The sequence below is a fragment of the Sphingobacterium sp. genome, assembly GCF_039596235.1.
GTDB lineage: Bacteria > Bacteroidota > Bacteroidia > Sphingobacteriales > Sphingobacteriaceae > Sphingobacterium.
The window spans coordinates 302,828-321,409 of sequence record NZ_JBCNKE010000005.1 but is presented as its reverse complement, the minus strand read 5'-3'; the positions used below and the strand labels follow the sequence as shown (position 1 = coordinate 321,409).

The following is an 18,582-nucleotide window of genomic DNA, read 5'->3' as shown; positions in this document are numbered from 1 at the left end:
TACATTGTTGATTAGTATAGGTCACTGTATATCTCTTGCTAGGGCACAAGTCACGATTAATCTGCCGCAAGCAAATATCCAAGGGCGTACGGACTACATCGAAAGTTTTACCGGTGGCCAATATTCTTTTACTTTACTTGCCCTGCTCCCAACAATCAGTACCCGGGCAATTAACAGCACGAGTTTTGTCAGTACAACAGGCGGGGGAACAGTCCCCTTAAATGTAACACACCTTAAACTAGAAAAAATTAACAACCTTTCGCTTCTCGGATCAAGTAATGATGTCACCTTATCAACTACCGATCAGGTTTTAGTCAGTTCGCTAGCCACAGTAAGTGTTGCTGCAGGACCGGTTATTCTCAACTCACGTTTTGTTACGGCAAATCAAACATGGATTGCAGGCATTTATAAGACTACGCTATCGCTTACCGCCTCAGGCATTTTAGGCGGCAGCATTACACCCCCGAGCCAAGATTTCTCCATCAGTGTCCCCGGATTTATAAGTCCCCCGGCGAGTATCGGTACAACGAGCATTTTAATCAATGATTTGAGCTATTATCGTGCTGCGAATGGCATCAGTAGTAACAGCGTTATACCGCTATCGACCACCGTCCCTTATATACCAAGTATTAAAACTGGGAATACTCAATTTAGCTTTAGCACCAGTTCAGCCTATAATGCATTACCGGTTATTCCTGTCTCAACCGTGAATACAACCTTAACGGGCATTGCGAATGCGACATCCGGGGCTCTATCCACCACGGATCAGTCTTTGACCAATACCAGTGGTATCGCTGTTCCGACCAACAACAATCAATCCTTGACCTATTCCTATCGTATTGGAGCAAGCCAACTGAAAACAAACTTTGTACAGGCAGGCACATATACTGTTCCGCTAACCTACAGCTGGAACAAACTATCGTCAGCCTATCCCAGTGGCAGCCTACAGGCACAGGCAAACGGAAGCCTCTCTGTCGTCGTAAGCGACCTCGGCGAAATCGTTGCCAATCAACAAACCGTCAATCTTGCTTTTGCAACAGCCAATGATTATAAGAATGGTGTCAATTTAAATATGCCCGCCCATCTTAAGGTGAGTAAAACCACGCCATATAACCTTTACGTGCGCGCGACATCGACAAACTTTGCTTCAGGAGGCAATAGTATCCCATTAAATGTATTGCGCATTGGTCCAATGGCTGGTCAAGGCGGCATGAATACCATTACCCTATCCACCACAGCCCAGCAGCTTATCCAGAATGCCGACCCTGTGATAGACCGTAATCTCAACATTCTTTACAGTATCCCTGCGAGCGCGACAAGTATGCTTCTCAATAAGCCTCCCGGTGCCTATTCGGCCAATATTATTTTTAGCTTTGTCGCTCCTTAAAAGCGTTTAACACCAACTTTTCTACGCTCATCCCGATAGTTAAAATCGGGAATCACAGCATCCTTATCCGTTTTTACTTCGATCTCACAATTTTGATTTTCGATCGAGAAGGGCATTCCTTCGGTAACAACAGCTATGCGGTAGTTCCCCAATGGAAGATACAGCACATACTCACCGTTTTCAGAACTTAATGTACTGTAGGTTTTCCCTTGGCGGTCTACAGCGGTTATTTTTATTCCCCCTAGCTGCGGTCTTGATTTTAGATACCTATTCTCGACAATCTTAATACGGCCTTTTAATGGCCTTGTTTTTATCAGTGGAATTTCCAACCGCTGATTTTTAGTCATCAATACATTGATTGGCCCCTGCGAGACCCAGCCTTTGCCATTCTCCACCTGTACGCTATATGGGCCGGCCACCATATCCACAAATTTCACACGACCTTTCTCGTCTGTTAGTGCCACCTCCTTTCCAATTCGCACCAAAACGGCCTGGGCTTTGGCTTCATTACCATCGTTTATACCATTATTATTACCATCTTCAAAAAAAGTAAGTTCCAGCTTACGACCTTTCTGACCGGCACGTCGACCAAAATTCTTTTCTATACCCAGTCGAATCTGTCTGTTATTAAAAGAATATCTATTCAATGGGTTAGGATCAGGCGGTAAATTCGGATCTACAAGAAACAACGATTTTCCGCTTATTGCGGTATAGAATATATCGGCTGTCAGATTCCAATTATCTTTTATCTGCCAGCGGACATGACCATTTACCGACAGATTATTACTTCGGGAGAAACCATAATAGCTATACATGGTCGAAAGCTGTACATGCAGCTGATTATTAAAGGCGTAAAATTGCGTATTTGGTCCCAATGAATAAATGCTATAATTCGAATTTACGCTGGTTGCCAAAAGATCACTTAAGTAGTACGGATTAATCTGGATAAATGTATTAAATCCAAAAAATGCATTCGTATAATTACCATTGATGCGGACCGAATGAAATGGCGCAATAGGTCTATTGGAGGTATTTCTGTAGGTATATCCATAATCTGTTTGCAGCGAGAACCGGTGCTTTGAGGTAAAAAAATTAAGATCGGCTACTGTACGAAGGGAATTCGATTTCCAGTTCACCGGATTAGTTGCCATTCCCCACCAATTCTGGTATGCAGCATGTTGTGCCATAAAATAGGGCCTAAGATCAAGTTGCAACTTTCCAAGGCCAGTATGATACCCCAACTCATAAATCAGTATCCTTGAAGCATTATTAAAAAAATAGTTTCTGTCTCCAGTAAGGTACTTTGGTTTATTATCCATATAGCTGATCCGGGCAGAGAGGTTTCGATCGTTGTCCAGCAACATCGTTATACGCGAATCTGTTTGGGTAAGACCTCTGCGCAGACCCACATAGTACGGTGAGCTATAATAGTTGACACTTGTAATCTGATAGTTACGAAAGGCGTTATTGTAATTTATACCCCCTGCTACGGCTAGCCTATTATTTCCGCTTTCAACCTGCTCGATGCTTGTGCCTCCTTCCAAGAAAAGGCTATTATTATTGCCTAAATCAATAGCACCTTTACCACTGAACAGACTGCTGCGCACACCACGATAGTCATTATTGCTATGTAAGTAAGCGATGCTGTTCTCCTGATTTTTGTCGGATTGAATAGCATATTTAAGGCCAACAATGTCCCCACCAGAAATTGGATTATCCATCTCCGTGAACAACATGTAATTGTTCTGGATTGCATACAAACTGAGGGAACGCCGATGATCGAATTTGTAGGTCCCTTTTATACCACGTCCATTGATAAACTGATCAAGATTTTCATAAATATTACCCAGTTTTACCCCCCACTTTTCGGTATCATAATCCAGATACGTATCGTATAGATTAAAGGTGCGTTGATCTTGATAATAATCTAAATTCATTCGATAGCTCAATTTATCCTTATTGTTCAGCTCAATTTTGCCATCCCCCTGCAACTGGTAAACTGAAATGTCCTTCCCCAGATTGATATAACGTAAAGCAGCACGATTGTCAAAAGGTTGATTTTGCAAATTCATATTGGAAAAGAAACGCTTTACACTTCCCACGGTCATTACACGGATACGATCGGTGGCCAACACGCTACCACCGCCCTCGATGGCCTGAATATCAACATCAAAATCCACATTTGTATTTTTTTTCCGCAACCGGGCCGTAAAAGTCAACAAAGACTGACCTCCCGCGGCTATGGTGAATGGCATGATCTCACCAATGATCTCCAGATCAGGAGAAAGGTTAGGAAAACGCAACTGAGCCGTCAGCGGTACCAGCCCCCGATTGATCGCCCGCACTAAAAATTGTGTCTGCCCCGTGGCCTGGTCCAGGTAATATTCAGCTTGTTCGGTCTGTATGAGGAAAGACTGTTCCATAGCCAACTGTGTATAAAAAGACTGATGTTCCTGTATTTTTATTGAGGGATCATTCGATTCAAATCCGATTGTAAAGGTTTGTGTTCCCTCAGCAATGGTCTGGCGATCGGCGATATATTTTAGCGGAAACAACTTCGTTTCTTTGGGCTTTAAAGTAATCGACAGCGGCAATTTTATTAGGCCCCGAAGAGCCGCAGTGTTGGCTGCTGTAGGCTTTAATTCAATTGGTCTATCTGTGCGATTACTAATATTTAATTTGTTGGAGAATGTTTGTGAAGATGTAATTTGTATTGTATCACGTTCAAAATAATACGTAATATCGTACTGTTGCTGACTTTTCGCTATGGATAACAAAACAGCAAAATAAAAAAGAAACAGGAAAATCCAACGGCTTCTTATTGGCATATCGTACGGTTCAACTATCCATAAAATTCAGGCTAAATTCGAAGAGATTGAAATATTGTCGGTCACATGTTCATGTAACAAAATATTAAACTGTCAACTGCGCGATCAGTTGCCCTTTACTGTTGATCTGTAGCTTTCTGTAAATTCGTTTGATATAGATCCGCACGGTATCCAATGAAATGTTATACTTTTGGGCGATCATCTTGTAACTTAACCCTTCGATAATTCCTTTGGCAATCTGCAATTCACGGGCGGTCAGCAGATCTTCCACTTTTTTTGATTTAAAACTCTGTTCGATCAAGGCTCTATTGACACTGGGACTCACAAATGAACCTTCATTTAGGGTAATATAAATCGCGGACACCAAAGATGGCAGGCAAGTCTGTTTCAATAGATAGCTAACCGCCCCATATCGAAAGCAGTTACGCACCGTTCTTACATCAGCCAGCTCGGTTAATACAATAATTTCAGTTTTTGGAAAGGCATTTTTTGCATGTTCAACAAGTAAAGGTTCTTGATCTGCAATATCAACAATCAATACATCTGGCGCAAGCATAGCCCGATCTATATGTCCGCTGCTTGTATCAAACAGAAGTTCGATCCTATTTTCACCCACTTTATTTTCTTTATCAAGTATTCGCTGGGTTTCCATTCTTGCGCTTTCGTCTCTATCAATAATGCCTACCGTAATCATGTGCTTGTTTATTATTCCGTCTTATAATCAGTCTTATACCCAGCTATATCGCTTTTCGGTATATTTGGCGTTACTCGAAGATCCAAAGGGAATCTGAGCCGCTCATGCATCAATTACCTCTTTCTTAAAAACAACTATTAGAAAAGAATTGTTTTACAAAAGAAAAACACATAAATATAGTAGAAATTTTTACACATAAATCGATTCTTGTCCATATACCCCAAACGGAGAGAAGGACAATCTTTTTATGTTGTAAAATAAGTCGAAAACACCCTGCAATTTACAGGAATAGAAACTTTTCATAGCTGATATTGTGTGTAATACGATCACTATACACAATATAGCTTTTTTAGGCTAAAAAATAATAAAAAAGTCTTCATGGCCTAAAAACATTTATTCAGACCTCTTTTATCTTAGTTAAGATTGAAGAGCTATTTAAATTGCTGTAGTGTCCTGCGATTAGCCGCAACCCTTTCTTTATCAATAAACCAGCCCCATTTTCCAAAATATGTCCGGATAGAACGAATATGAACTTTGAAAAGGTTAAAATTTTTACTCGATCCGGCAGCGTAACCATGTATAATAGATGTCTTCGAAAAATAAACAGTTCTATATTTCCTATTCATTCTTCTCGATAAGTCCCAATCCTCAAGATACATAAAAAAGCGGTCGTCGTATAATCCCACTTCGTCCAATGTGGACGTTCGTAACAACGTAAAACATCCTGAAAGTACAGGAGTATCATAGATGAGATGAGGTGATACATTTCTGAGCTCATATTTTTCTACGGAAGACAGAAAAATATTAAACTTTCGATACAATATCCGTTTTAAAAATATTAAGGGATCAGGCAACAATTTGGGTAAGAACTGGATGGTTCCATCAGGATTCAAAATTTGCGGCATAGCCATCCCAACATCAGGATTAGTTTCCATAAAATCCACCATTGCATTAATAGTATCATCCAATAAGAGAACATCCGGATTAACAACAAAATGATATTTACTCCCCATAGTTATCGCTCTCTTTATTCCGATGTTGTGCGCAGCTCCAAAACCGGGATTACTTGGTTGATGAATATATTCGAAACGCGGGTGAAAGTCTCTGATTTCTTTCTCAATCGAATTTAAAGGAGAATTATCAATGATCAATAAGACATCAATATCTGGTCCATCCATTCTCTTTAATAACTCCTTGATCTCGGAATACGCCTGTTTATATAATACTATAGAAGCTGTAATCATTGTTATTTATTTGCACCTTTAAGAAAGCCGGCCGTATGAGACTCTCCTTATCTTTCCTAATTATTTCTCTCTCTAAACCGTTAATTGGGAGTTTTGGATAATTTAATATCCGTACTGCTAAGCTGTTAAAAAAAACAGCTTAACAACTACAAAAATATTAAAATTATTTAACCAAACGGCATAAATATTCACCATAGCCCGATTTACACAAAGGTGTAGCGATGGTTAATAATTGCTGCTTGTCAATATACCCCATACGATAGGCAACTTCTTCAATAGCTCCTATTTTCATTCCCTGACGTTCTTCAATGACCTGCACAAATTGTGCAGCCTGCATTAGTGATTGGATCGTTCCCGTATCCAACCAGGCTGTTCCCCGATCGAATATGCCTACTTTTAGCTTTCCGTTCTTTAAATATTCTTTGTTGATATCTGTAATCTCCAGTTCCCCACGTGCTGATGGTTTGATACTTTTTGCGATCGCAACGACATCATTATCATAAAAATAAATTCCCGGGACAGCATAATTTGATTTCGGCTGTTTTGGTTTTTCCTCAATAGAAATCACGTTTTTGGCCGCATCAAACTCCACCACTCCATAACGCTCGGGATCGTGTACCGGGTATGCAAATACAACCCCTCCATCCGGATCTGCACAGGACTGCAGCAGTTTCGACAGGCCCGAACCATAGAAAATATTGTCGCCTAGGATCAGCGCTACCTTATCCTTCCCTATAAATTCTTCGCCCAACAAAAAGGCCTGTGCCAAACCATCTGGACTCGGTTGCTCCTTATATTCAAATCGACAGCCGAGTTGGGAACCATCGCCTAATAGCTTTTGAAAGTTGGGTAAATCCTGTGGCGTCGATATAATCAATATCTCACGGATACCTGCAAGCATAAGCGTAGATAAGGGATAGTATATCATTGGCTTGTCATATACGGGCATTAATTGCTTACTTACTGCGAGCGTTAGCGGATGCAAGCGGGTGCCCGATCCACCGGCTAATATAATTCCTTTCATTTTATCGTATTGAGTGTTGCGATCTTATTATTTTTTAACTTCCTCGGCTAGCATTCTCGCTAAGCTCTCCTTCCATTCCGGCACGACCACATCATAGACTGCTTTAATCTTTGCTTTATCGAGCAGTGAATATTTCGGTCTTTTTGCCGCCGTTGGATAGGCACTCGTCAGAATCGGCTTTACCTGACAATCAAACGAACGAAAATCCCGTATGGCTACAGCAAAATCATACCAGGATATTTCCCCTTCATTGCTGTAGTGATAGATTCCAGGGTTCCAGTTTGTCGCATCAGCAATTTTCAGAATCGCTATCGCCAGATCTTTCGCGTAAGTTGGGCTACCCATCTGATCGTTGATCACATTCACTTCCTCCCGCTCAGCCATAAGGCGGCACATGGTTTTGACAAAATTCTTACCATAGGCAGAATATACCCAGGACGTCCGGATAATCACTGCTTCAGGATGCCACTTTTGGATAGCCTGTTCACCGGCAAGTTTGGTCTGTCCATACACATTGATTGGTGCTGTTGGCGCATCTTCTGTCAGCGGAACAGCAGCATTTCCATCAAATACATAATCCGTTGAAATGGCAATCAACTTTGCGCCATGAAGACGGCAATATTGCGCAATCTCCTCACAGGCCAAATGGTTGACTAAATTGGCGGTCTCGCAGTCCTCTTCTGCTTTATCTACTGCTGTGTACGCGCCTGCATGAATAATTAAATCCGGTTGATACATCGCCAAAATATCCTGGATCAACAGCATCTGATCTAATGGCAGTTGCTTACGATCCAAAAAGTAGCATTCTTTTTCTGTATCGTTTATCAATAATTCATGCAGTTCTGACCCCAATTGCCCAGTAGCACCGGTAATGACGATTTTCATCAATCTCTTTTTTATGGTTCAAATAGCCTGATCCGTTTAGCTGTTCCTTGCAGGGCTTCTAAAGGAATCAATTATGCTATCTTATTATTTTAATTTATTATTGGAGAATGCTGCAAAGCTTTGTGCCTCCTTATCCTTTTGCGACAAAATCATCTGATCTACCGGAACTTGCCAATTAATTGCCAATTGCGGATCCAATGGATATACACCATCCTCCGATTCCTTGTTATAATTATTATCACATTTATAAGAAAAAACGGCATGTTCAGACAAAACAGAAAAGCCATGTAAGAACCCACGCGGGACGAATAATTGCCTTTTATTTTCAGCTGAAAGTTCCACGGCTACATGCTGCCCATAGGTCGGTGAATCGGGTCTGACATCAACGGCTACGTCCAAGACTTTCCCCTCCAGTACACGAACCAGTTTTGCCTGCGCATGTTCAGCAGCCTGCATGTGCAATCCCCTGACAACCCCATATTGGGATTGTGACTGATTATCCTGCACAAAATGAGGGTTATGTCCCAATATGGCTGCCAGTTTATTTTCATTGTACGATTCAAAGAAATACCCTCTTTCATCTTTAAATACTGCGGGCTCTAAAATAAAACAACCGGACAGTTTCGTTTCTATATGTTTCATCTTTAAGCGCCGTGATATTGTTTGGTATAATACTTCTGATAGTCCCCCGAAGTCACGTGGTCTAGCCATTCCTGATTCGACAGGAACCAATCTATCGTCAATGAGAGCCCCTGTTCAAAAGTCACGGATGGACTCCAGCCCAATTCCGAATTGATTTTACTGGCATCAATGGCGTAGCGCAGATCATGACCGGGTCGATCTTTCACAAAGGTAATCAGGGAAGCAGCAGTCCCCTCTTTCCGGCCCAACTTGGCGTCCATTTGCCGGCATAGTTCCCTGATGAGATCTATATTCTGCCATTCATTAAAACCACCCACATTGTACGACTCGCCATCCTTACCTTCATGAAAAACCAAATCGATCGCTTTCGCATGATCAATCACAAAGAGCCAGTCCCGCGTATATTTGCCATCGCCATATACGGGTAGCGGTTTGTTATTTAAGATATTATGAATACACAATGGAATCAGCTTTTCAGGAAAATGGTTCGGTCCATAGTTATTGGAACAATTCGTCAAGACAATTGGTAGCCCATAGGTATCGTGATACGCACGTACAAAATGGTCTGAACTCGCTTTAGAAGCAGAGTATGGCGAATGTGGATCATACTTGGTCTCTTCCGTAAAAAAACCAGATTCACCCAAGGCACCGAATACCTCATCTGTAGAAACATGGTGAAAGCGTTTTCCTTCCACGTTATCCTTCCAGATAGCACGCGCGGCATTCAGCAAATTTACTGTTCCAATTACGTTGGTCATCACAAATGCCGTAGGATCCGCAATTGAACGGTCGACATGCGATTCCGCAGCCAGATGAATGACCCCATCCGGCTGATATTGTTCGAAGATAGACGTTATCTTCACCTGATCTGTAATATCGGCTTTCACAAACGTGTAATTTGGACTATCCTCAATATCTTTCAGATTTTCCAGATTACCTGCATAGGTTAGTGCATCCAGATTAATAATCTGGTAGTCTGGATATTTTATCACAAACTCCCGTACAACATGAGATCCAATAAAGCCAGCACCTCCTGTAATTAAAATTTTTTTCTTCATATATATTGGTTGTGGACGAAATACCAATCCGGCTATTTTGTCCAAATGATTACCTCGATGAAATAGTTCGCTAAAATTAGGTTGATTTTTGCGAATTGACAAGTTTTTATTGGAGAAGAAAATACAGCCCATAAAAAAATCCCTTTGCAGGGATTTTTATTGTATTTGTCTAAGTATTTTATTTTAATCCATTGGAATGCGCATCCAACGGCTGTTTCTTTGTTATACTTTTTTTATCAGCGAATAAACGGGGACATCATCAACAAGCTCCTGTTCAATCGGATTATCCAAAGCCTCATACTCGGAATTTTGAGACTTAAATTCAGGGACGATTCGTTTCATAGCCGCGACCAAGTCCATAAAATCCGGCAAGTGCTGATCCGCATCCACGATCTGCTGGCAAACCGCATTGATGCGTTCCGCCTTTAAATGCAATTCATCGTGGTTTACTTTTGCAATCATAATTTTCGGATGGTGCGTTTTGACGGTGTTTTCATTATTGGCCAAAAGTTCCTCGTAGATCTTCTCTCCCGGGCGTAGGCCGACGATTTTGATATCAATATCCTCCGGATACCGGTAACCTTTTAACTTGATCATGCGTTTGGCCAAATCCATTATTTTAACGGATTTCCCCATATCAAAGACAAATATCTCGCCACCCTTGCCCATTACGCCAGCTTCCTGTACCAACTGACAGGCTTCCGGAATAGTCATAAAGAAACGCGTGATCTCCGGATGCGTCAGGGTCAATGGCCCACCACTGGCCATCTGTTTCTCAAACAGCGGAATGACCGATCCATTTGAACCAAGCACATTTCCAAACCTAGTGATGATAAAACTGGTTTCGGATCTACCGCTACAGCTGCTCACATAAATTTCAGCCATGCGTTTGGTCGCCCCCATCACATTGGTCGGGTTGACGGCTTTATCCGTAGAAACCATCACCATTTTCTTGGTGCCATATTGCATACATAGATCGGCGACATTTTTACTTCCGAGTACATTTGTCTGAATGGATTCATACGGATTTGCTTCCATCAATGGCACATGTTTATAGGCGGCAGCATGGAAGACCAGATCAGGTTTATACTGCGCAAATATGCTTTGCATAAAAGCGTAGTTGCGCACATCGCCAACAATGCAATGCAAATGCTCGGGCTGAGTTGCCTTAATTGATTGCTGGATATCATATAAAGCAGATTCTGCCTGATCCAATAAAATCAATTTACTATAGTAGCGCCGGGCAATCTGACGGGCAAGCTCTGAACCAATCGAACCAGCGGCACCAGTAACCAGAATCACCTTACCTTTCATCTCCCCTTCGATTTCCGGATGATCCAGCTTAATCGGCTTACGGCCGAGTAAATCTTCGATTTTTAAGGGACGGATCTCCCGTTTGGCGCCAGAATTGAGCAAGATACGGGCCGGTGGCATAATTTTAAGTTCGAGGCCTACATTTTGAAACCAGTCAGACACATATTCCAAGCGCTCCGGATCATTATTCTCTACAGCAATGATCACCTGCGTGATCTCATGTTTGTCTATATATTCCTTGGTAATTTCGGTAATGTCTTTAATTTTCAATCCCGCGAGACGCTTTCCAATTCGGGAGACTTTATCCTCTACAAATGCGACTACTTGATATTTAATCCGTGGATCTTCTTTCAATAAGGAAAACGAGACAAGTCCCGGACGGGAAGCACCGAAAATCAACACATTTTCGCCTTTTCGCGCCGGCAGGAATAGATACTCAAAAATTGTTCGGTATACCACCCGAGCGCCAACCATAATCACCAGCAAGATACAGGCCTGCATGGTTAATACACCATAAGAAAGACGAAGATAATCACCCGCTATTGTTCCTTTTTCCACCACAGCCTTCACCACCAGGGTCAACAGCATCAGTAGCATATAGGCAGAAGCAACGGTCTTAAATATTTTTATCGTATCGCGGATACCCGTTTGACGCACAATACCTCTGTAGGTATTATAACACAAAAACATGATAAAGTATATAGGTAAAACAAGCACCAGTTTCTTCAACATCAGTGTCACATCAAAGACACCCTTAAAATTATTGACCACATAGTTTGAAAATACATAGCTTGCGAATACAAACCACATATCGATCAGCAAAATGACCCATCGAGGATTATCTTTCCGCAACCGTTTTCTTAAATCCCATAGAGATCCCATCATAGCTTTCTTCCCGTTTAGTTTATTTTCTTTACCGTCGTATGCTCCTATAGAAGCTAACACAACGTATATGGCTTGTTTCAATTTTGCAAAGAACGACCAACATACCTAAAATTTAATAATCTTTTGGCCGTATTATTCAAATATCAATAACGACAACACCATTATACGCGAGCTTTTGTATCATCGTGGACTAAGCAACTATTATACCGAAAATATTACAAACAACAATAAAAGTTAAAAATTTGCTAGCAAAACCGCTTTAAATTTTATTAAGTTGCAATAAAAAACTCTTTCTTTTACATTTGCGCCCTTTTTATAAACGTTAAAACTGGCATATTGTTTGTAAAACATTCTGTGAGACAGACAAAACCATGTAACTGAATAGTATATTATGAATTTTTTAACCAATTTGTTTAAACATAAAAAGCCTTCATCCATCAGACCACTGGCACAGCTGGAATTCTTGGAAGTGGATATGCACAACCACCTGCTTCCGGGAATAGATGACGGCAGTACCTCCGTAAAAAATTCTATTGCTTATATTCAGGAATTACAGCGTTTGGGCTTAAAGAAATTTATATGCACCCCGCATATTATGGCTGGTGTACATCCCAATACTAAGTCAAGTATTGAGGCCGCACAGACCGCCCTTGTTCAAGGACTAAAAGACAACGGCAATGAAGCAGATATTTTTGCTGCGGCAGAGCATATGATTGATGATGGTTTAGCATCGCTTATTCAGCATGACGAGCTCTGTGTTATGCCTGGGGGTTATGTCCTGATCGAGATGTCTTATCTATCCGAATCCAAAGCCCTTTTTCACACGATTTTAGCCATCCAAAAACTTGGTTACAAACCTATCCTGGCACATCCGGAGCGCTATAACTATTATCACGGCAATTTTAATATTTACAAACAGATCAAGGACGCAGGCTGCCTTTTGCAATTGAATTTATTGTCACTCAGCCGCTATTACGGTGTAGATAGTAAGGCGATAGCGATGACCTTGCTCAAATCGGGCATGTATGATTTTGTGGGTACAGACCTGCACCATGAGCGCCATCTTGAAGCGCTCAAAAATATAGCTGAAAAATATCCCGTACGTGATATGCTAAAAACCTCCCCCATTTTAAATCAGACCCTACTGGACCATTTCGACAGTAGAAAATCGCAAGGAATTGCAGGCTAAAAAAACACACTGTCCTTTTTTGTGTTCAGCAGAGATCGGGTGATCCGGCAACCAAGAATAAATACGGACGAAGAAAAATTGACATAAAAAAACGCATTCCCAAATTAGGGAATGCGCCGCCATTAATTTATTATCCAAATAAGTTAGCACTTATCTACCTGCTGGTGAATTTTTCACACAACGGATCTGAACAGCTTCAGCATCTGTTGCAGTTCTCCAACCAATACCATAACCAATATTTCCAGCACTTCCAGTCAAATGTAATGTTCTGTAGCCACCTGCTGTTGCCGACACTAGATAAGCAGCTTCTCTTCCTCTTGTTGCGCCGATATCGTCATTCGGATAATAACCGCCATACGAAAAGAACAAATATTTACCACGCTCAGCAACAGGAAGTGTAACCGGATCTGTCAATACACCAAAGAACATTCCCAACGCAGTATTTGAAGTACCATCAAAATAATCCACATAGCGTGCCGGTGGGCTCCAAGGATTTGGACCAGGATTATCAGCACCACCTGAATTGGTACGATCCCATAGCTTTTGTATCTCCGATTCCATAGGCAATCTCCAGGCACCTGCAGGAGCAACTAGCTTACAAGGGTCTCCTGTCCCGCCATTCGATGCATTTGCAGAAGAGTTTGTTCCATTGATTTGCTTAGGCAATAGACGGCCTGGGAACCAATAGTCACCCTTTCCAAAAGAATAAACGCCGGTAGCTGGATCATATACCAGATTGTTCAAGGCCCAATCTTCATCACCAACATTCACTGAAACTGGAGCCTTCAGCTTAAATTCCAATACATACTTTACACCCGGTTTCAGGTTCCAGCCACCTTTGCTGATATCCTTTGCTGCACTTCCGCCGATGGACAAACCTTTTAATCCAACCACTCCATTGGCCGTCGCTGCTGTCGCTATAAAAGTAGAGTCAGAATTGATCACCCCACCCGTTGTGTTTTTCAATTTAAAAGCCACCGGGTTCACCGTACCTTTGAACGTAAGGGCGCTTGTATTCAGGTTCACATCAACAGCTGCATTAGAAGGTTCGATTGTCGCTCCAGCAATACTGCTTACCGTGCCGACAGCCGACGCATCGAATTTCAAGGTCACCTGTGTAAATAAGTGTTCAAGATCGGCATTCAATACATTTTGACCTTCTTTTACCTCAAAAGGCACTTGATCCAACATAAAATCCTGATCAGCTGTAAGCCCTTCAAAATTTACCGCACTTAATTTTGTTCCGGGCGCAATCGACGGTAAAGTTTTATTTGAGCCTGAGGCGTAGATGACAAATGTGTATTTTCCCTTTTCGATCGCAAAATCCTGTGCAGTATTTCCCTGTGTGAAAGATTTAGTCTCTTTATAATCACCTGCTGCGTCAAAAATTGCCACATAATATACGGTTCCCTGTCTCAAGGCCTGTTGCTCACTGCCAGTAGCGACAGTTGCCGCACGGCTTGACGCTTTTAGACCTGGAGCAGCGGCTTCCTGAGCAGTTAAACTCGCCACCAATGTATATTGATTATCAAAAGGTATTTCTACGGTCTGTGTTGCCGAAGCATAAGAACGACCCGCCGAAGCAGCTTTAACCGGACCTGTTTTCGCAAAGGCTTGACCTATATTTAAACGTACTGTCGTTCCTTCCGGTACTATGGCACTGTTATTATCTTTACTACAAGAAGAGATCAATAAGGCACAGGCCAAGATAGAAGCGAAACCAAATTTTATTGTAAACTTATTCATGAAAAATGATTGTTTATATCACTAAATAATTAACTCACCTTATCGATTACCAATCGATGTCTTGCGTTTGCGTCTCTGTCTGCCAAGATTCAGTCATTGAACCATTGATAGAACCCTGTGCGGAACCAGCTGCAACACTATATTCCAATTCTACATTTTGAGCATACATACGAGGGGCTTCATAAGGTAAGCGGCCGTTTAGATTAGCCAAGTTTTCTTTGTTCGTTTTCATTTCCTATATTTTTAAAAATGTTCTAAAGCGATTTCCTATTCGTGTAAACAATACACGACACTAAAAAGACTATATATAATTCATACAAAGACTTTTAAAACCGAATAACATGACACTTCCTTATTTCAGAAGTTGGGCAAAAGTAGCTATTCTATGGGATTGGGCGCAGGATTTCGCAGCATGTTTCTTTTTCTGTAGCTAAGCCACTACAATCCATCCCAAAACAAGGATTTTACATGACATTCCGCTGAGAAATGAAGTTGAAAAAGCGGGTAATGAGGGATTTGAACAGCTACTTCTAATAGTCTGTTTAAGGGATTTCCGTTATGCTGTCAATTTTCGCCTTTTCAGAGACATTCAATAATTGCCTAAACAATTTACTTATAAAGAAACCATAACACTTACCCTATACATGAAAAATAAATTCAAAAGAGTTGGCTTATTATTCCTATAGGAAAATAAATAGAAAATACACCGTAACAATGCAGGATAATATACGCTATCACAAAATCAAATTAATCTTTCAGGATATAGATTTCCTAATCTAAAAATAGGAGACAAAATTTATAGTAGCCCCTAATCTATGGCAGGAAAAAGGGAAGTGCAAAAAAAACAGCATATGTATTGTGGGGACCAAAAGCTTCTTTGATACCTCATAAAAATAGAAAAGCTCAATAAACAAAAAAAAGAAAACCTTTGTTGGCAAACAACGGACAATAATGCCAGAAAACCTTCCTCATATATTTGTTTAAACATATTAATTAAAAAAAAATAAATTCACAAATTAAAATATTTTAAAACTGTGCAAACAAAACATAAATTAATTTGTTCCAATATCTGAACTAAGGAGATCTCGGCCTAAAAACAGAGATTTTGTGTATTTTTTACACTATAACAAGTATAACATAAATAATAAAAGAGCAACATAGCACTTAAAGAAATTGGTTTTCCAACTTGTGAAAAATTATACGGATAAAAATTTTAATAATTTTTTTTGCACAAGTTGATATTTAGTCGTAATATTACAATTCAAACGAAGAAAAGTGTTGTGAGCCGTATATATAAGATGTACAATACAATATAAATTTAAGTAGTAAAAAAAAAGAATAAGTTAGATCAGATTCAATTGGCAAACATTGTGTTTATTGTCAACGCAGGCATATGCGATGTTAGCTGTAATGTAACGCAACATTATTAAATATTGAGCTATTAATTTGTCCATTAAATTTAAAAATCGCGTTATTTATAACGCGGCATTATCCAAATAATAATATCATGAATAAGAACGCAAAAAAAATGTACGTTGCCCCATCCATCAGGGAGCACGTAGTAGAACTTGAGCAAGGCATTGCTGCAGGTTCACAACCTGCACAACCAGGAGCAGGCGGAGTTACAGTTGATGACGCAGAAGGTAGCGGCGGATCAGGTTGGGATACGAGCGGTTTCTAAGCATTTTATCCCTACACTAACATTTTTATTAAAATTATGAAAACATTCAACAAAAACTTCGCGAGCAAGTTTGCACTTGCTGCATACCTGGCATTGGGTACATTAGCCGTAACAAGCTGTAACAAAGACACACAAAACGGACAGGAAGTTCCCAATGGTAAAGCTCAGGTCATCGTTCGCATCGCTGGCATTAGTGATGGTGAGGAAATCAAAACAAAAGGTAGCAACCGTGGATCATCTGCTCAACACAACTTACAACTTGTTCAAAGCAATGGCTTTGACGCATTGATTGGTGTTGACAATCAACTTCCGGTTTCGGAAATCGCGACAGCGGATCAATCGGGTATTAAAGCTGCAAACGGAACGCGTGCAGCTTCACCAGTAGCTACTGGCACCAAGTATCGCTTATTCTTATACAAGAAAAACGGTACCGATTATACCTTTGAGAAATCTGTAGAATTGTCCGCAGGCACTGAAACACCTGTTAGCGTAACGGATGGTGCAACATACAAATGGGTTGCTCTTTCTTACAACTCTACTACAACGCAAGTTCCTGAAATGCAAAACATCGCCTTACCGGGAAATACGGATGTACTTCGTGCAACAAACGAATTTACGGTAAGTGGCACCGCGGTTCCGATCAATGTTAATTTCAGCCGGGTATTTGCCCGTATCGGTATCGAATTGAATACCATGGGTATGTTTGCTCCGATTAATTCAGCGACTGTTGCTGTAACAGGAAACAACGCAAAAACAGGAACACTTGACGTAGCTACAGGTACATTTGTCGGCGCCCTTACTGATGTGACGACAGCGCTTACATATGCTGATTTTGTGACTGCCCCAGGTTCAGACGGTCAACAAAAAATAGCTTATTACTATACCGCTGATCAAACACAACAAAGCCTGAATGTGAGTGTGAGCGCATTGAAGATCAAACTAGAAAATGGCACAGAACGTTCTTTTGGCGCAACATTAACTAGAGGTCAAGTGATCACACCAGAACGCGGTAAAAACCACCGTTTCTTATTGGGTATTACTGAATCGCCATTAACTTACGGCGGTGTCCAATGGTCAAGATCCAACTTGTATTACCAAGCGGGTTATAACCCATACCGTTTCTACCATTTCAACCAGCCAACGACAGATGCGAAAAGTTTCTTCTCGTATGGCGCAGCTAAACCAGGTGTTTTAGGTACATATGCATCACCAAAAGACCCTTGTGCCTTGGTATACCCTGCAGGTCTATGGAAAACCCCTGCTAAAGCAGATCTAGATCCGATTAATTCCAATGGACTGACAGGCCTATTAGGCGATCTTGATTTAAATGTATTGGGTAGTACAATAGACGTATTGGTAAATGCTCAAAATTTACTAGCGGCGAATGTTACGGGTGCATCATCACCGGCTGGTGCTGGTTATTCAGAATTTACTCCAACAGCAGGTGTTAATACCGCTTATGGCGCAGCGACTTCGGCTACCAACAAATTGCGCTTTAACTTTAATGGCTTTATGAGAGACCTATCGCTTGTTGAAGATCTTATTACATTAGATTTAGGTACAACTGGCGGTAAATATACTGCATTCTGGACGAACGACAGATCATTGCTTTCACCTCTTGAACCGATAGCAGGTTTAGGTGTGACACATTATCTAGGTAACAGATATGCTGGTGCTCTTGGCACAGGTATAGGAGCTGGCTACAAGGGTTTTAGATCTACAAATATCTTGGGTATCACACTTCTCAATAGCGTAAATGTCATTAAATCATCCTTGATGAACGTGCGTTGTGTGCGCAATGGTGCTTGGAATCCAAATGCAGCAGGTTACAACCCTAATCCGGTTCTTCCAAACTAATATTTGAAATAATATTCTTTGTTTATCCATCTTGGATAAACGATCAAAGGGGTGTCTAGAAAAAGCTAGACACCCCTATTTTTATGCCCCCGCCCTTACGGTGGCGTTTTAAATATCCTATCCACAGGTGATTTAATTTGCTATTTAA

At 41.0% G+C, this 18,582-nt stretch carries 14 protein-coding genes; 4 read left to right on the top strand and 10 right to left on the bottom strand.

The genetic code is table 11. From position 1 onward, the window contains the following. Positions 1-4: 4 nt before the first annotated feature. Complete coding sequence (locus tag ABDW32_RS13265; RefSeq protein WP_343563133.1) at positions 5-1,387, top strand: hypothetical protein; 1,383 nt, start codon at positions 5-7, stop codon at positions 1,385-1,387. Here ABDW32_RS13265 and ABDW32_RS13260 read toward each other — a convergent pair. The 8 genes from ABDW32_RS13260 to ABDW32_RS13225 all read right to left on the bottom strand — a co-directional run bounded on the left by ABDW32_RS13260 (position 1,384) and on the right by ABDW32_RS13225 (position 12,021). Beyond that, entirely contained in the window at positions 1,384-4,215 is a 2,832-nt protein-coding gene (locus ABDW32_RS13260; protein WP_343563131.1) for a hypothetical protein, read from the bottom strand. The two genes, ABDW32_RS13265 and ABDW32_RS13260, sit on opposite strands and share 4 nt — an antisense overlap. Before the next feature lie 85 nt (positions 4,216-4,300). Continuing rightward, a complete protein-coding gene (locus tag ABDW32_RS13255) occupies positions 4,301-4,909 on the bottom strand; it encodes a response regulator transcription factor (RefSeq protein ID WP_343563129.1) in 609 nt (202 codons plus the stop codon). A gap of 431 nt (positions 4,910-5,340) precedes the next feature. After that, positions 5,341-6,153 (bottom strand): glycosyltransferase, encoded by an 813-nt coding sequence (locus ABDW32_RS13250; RefSeq protein ID WP_343563127.1) that lies wholly within the window; start codon positions 6,151-6,153, stop codon positions 5,341-5,343. 163 nt (positions 6,154-6,316) lie between these two features. After that, on the bottom strand, positions 6,317-7,177 hold the full coding sequence (gene rfbA / locus ABDW32_RS13245; protein WP_343563125.1) for a glucose-1-phosphate thymidylyltransferase RfbA: 861 nt from the start codon (positions 7,175-7,177) through the stop codon (positions 6,317-6,319). A gap of 27 nt (positions 7,178-7,204) precedes the next feature. Continuing rightward, on the bottom strand, positions 7,205-8,062 hold the full coding sequence (rfbD, locus tag ABDW32_RS13240) for a dTDP-4-dehydrorhamnose reductase (RefSeq protein ID WP_343563123.1): 858 nt from the start codon (positions 8,060-8,062) through the stop codon (positions 7,205-7,207). Between the two features lie 84 nt (positions 8,063-8,146). Then, a complete protein-coding gene (gene rfbC / locus ABDW32_RS13235; RefSeq protein WP_343563122.1) occupies positions 8,147-8,704 on the bottom strand; it encodes a dTDP-4-dehydrorhamnose 3,5-epimerase in 558 nt (185 codons plus the stop codon). 2 nt (positions 8,705-8,706) lie between these two features. After that, positions 8,707-9,762, bottom strand: a complete 1,056-nt coding sequence (gene rfbB, locus ABDW32_RS13230; RefSeq protein ID WP_343563120.1) for a dTDP-glucose 4,6-dehydratase — start codon at positions 9,760-9,762, stop codon at positions 8,707-8,709. 222 nt (positions 9,763-9,984) lie between these two features. Next, positions 9,985-12,021, bottom strand: coding sequence for a nucleoside-diphosphate sugar epimerase/dehydratase (locus ABDW32_RS13225; protein ID WP_343563118.1), 2,037 nt, complete (start codon positions 12,019-12,021; stop codon positions 9,985-9,987). 331 nt (positions 12,022-12,352) lie between these two features. Here ABDW32_RS13225 and ABDW32_RS13220 point away from each other — a divergent pair, with 331 nt between their 5' ends. Continuing rightward, positions 12,353-13,150, top strand: coding sequence for a CpsB/CapC family capsule biosynthesis tyrosine phosphatase (locus ABDW32_RS13220; RefSeq protein WP_343563116.1), 798 nt, complete (start codon positions 12,353-12,355; stop codon positions 13,148-13,150). A gap of 150 nt (positions 13,151-13,300) precedes the next feature. Here ABDW32_RS13220 and ABDW32_RS13215 read toward each other — a convergent pair whose 3' ends face one another. Next, complete coding sequence (locus ABDW32_RS13215) at positions 13,301-14,896, bottom strand: hypothetical protein (RefSeq protein ID WP_343563114.1); 1,596 nt, start codon at positions 14,894-14,896, stop codon at positions 13,301-13,303. 46 nt (positions 14,897-14,942) lie between these two features. Next, positions 14,943-15,128: a hypothetical protein gene (locus ABDW32_RS13210; protein WP_343563112.1), complete on the bottom strand. Its 186-nt coding sequence runs from the start codon at positions 15,126-15,128 to the stop codon at positions 14,943-14,945. 1,275 nt (positions 15,129-16,403) lie between these two features. Here ABDW32_RS13210 and ABDW32_RS13205 point away from each other — a divergent pair. Both ABDW32_RS13205 and ABDW32_RS13200 read left to right on the top strand, forming a co-directional pair. After that, positions 16,404-16,577 carry a hypothetical protein gene (locus ABDW32_RS13205; RefSeq protein ID WP_343563110.1) on the top strand — a complete coding sequence of 58 codons (174 nt, stop codon included), beginning with the start codon at positions 16,404-16,406 and terminating at the stop codon, positions 16,575-16,577. A 36-nt stretch (positions 16,578-16,613) separates the two neighbouring features. Then, complete coding sequence (locus ABDW32_RS13200) at positions 16,614-18,434, top strand: hypothetical protein (protein WP_343563108.1); 1,821 nt, start codon at positions 16,614-16,616, stop codon at positions 18,432-18,434. Positions 18,435-18,582: the final 148 nt, after the last annotated feature.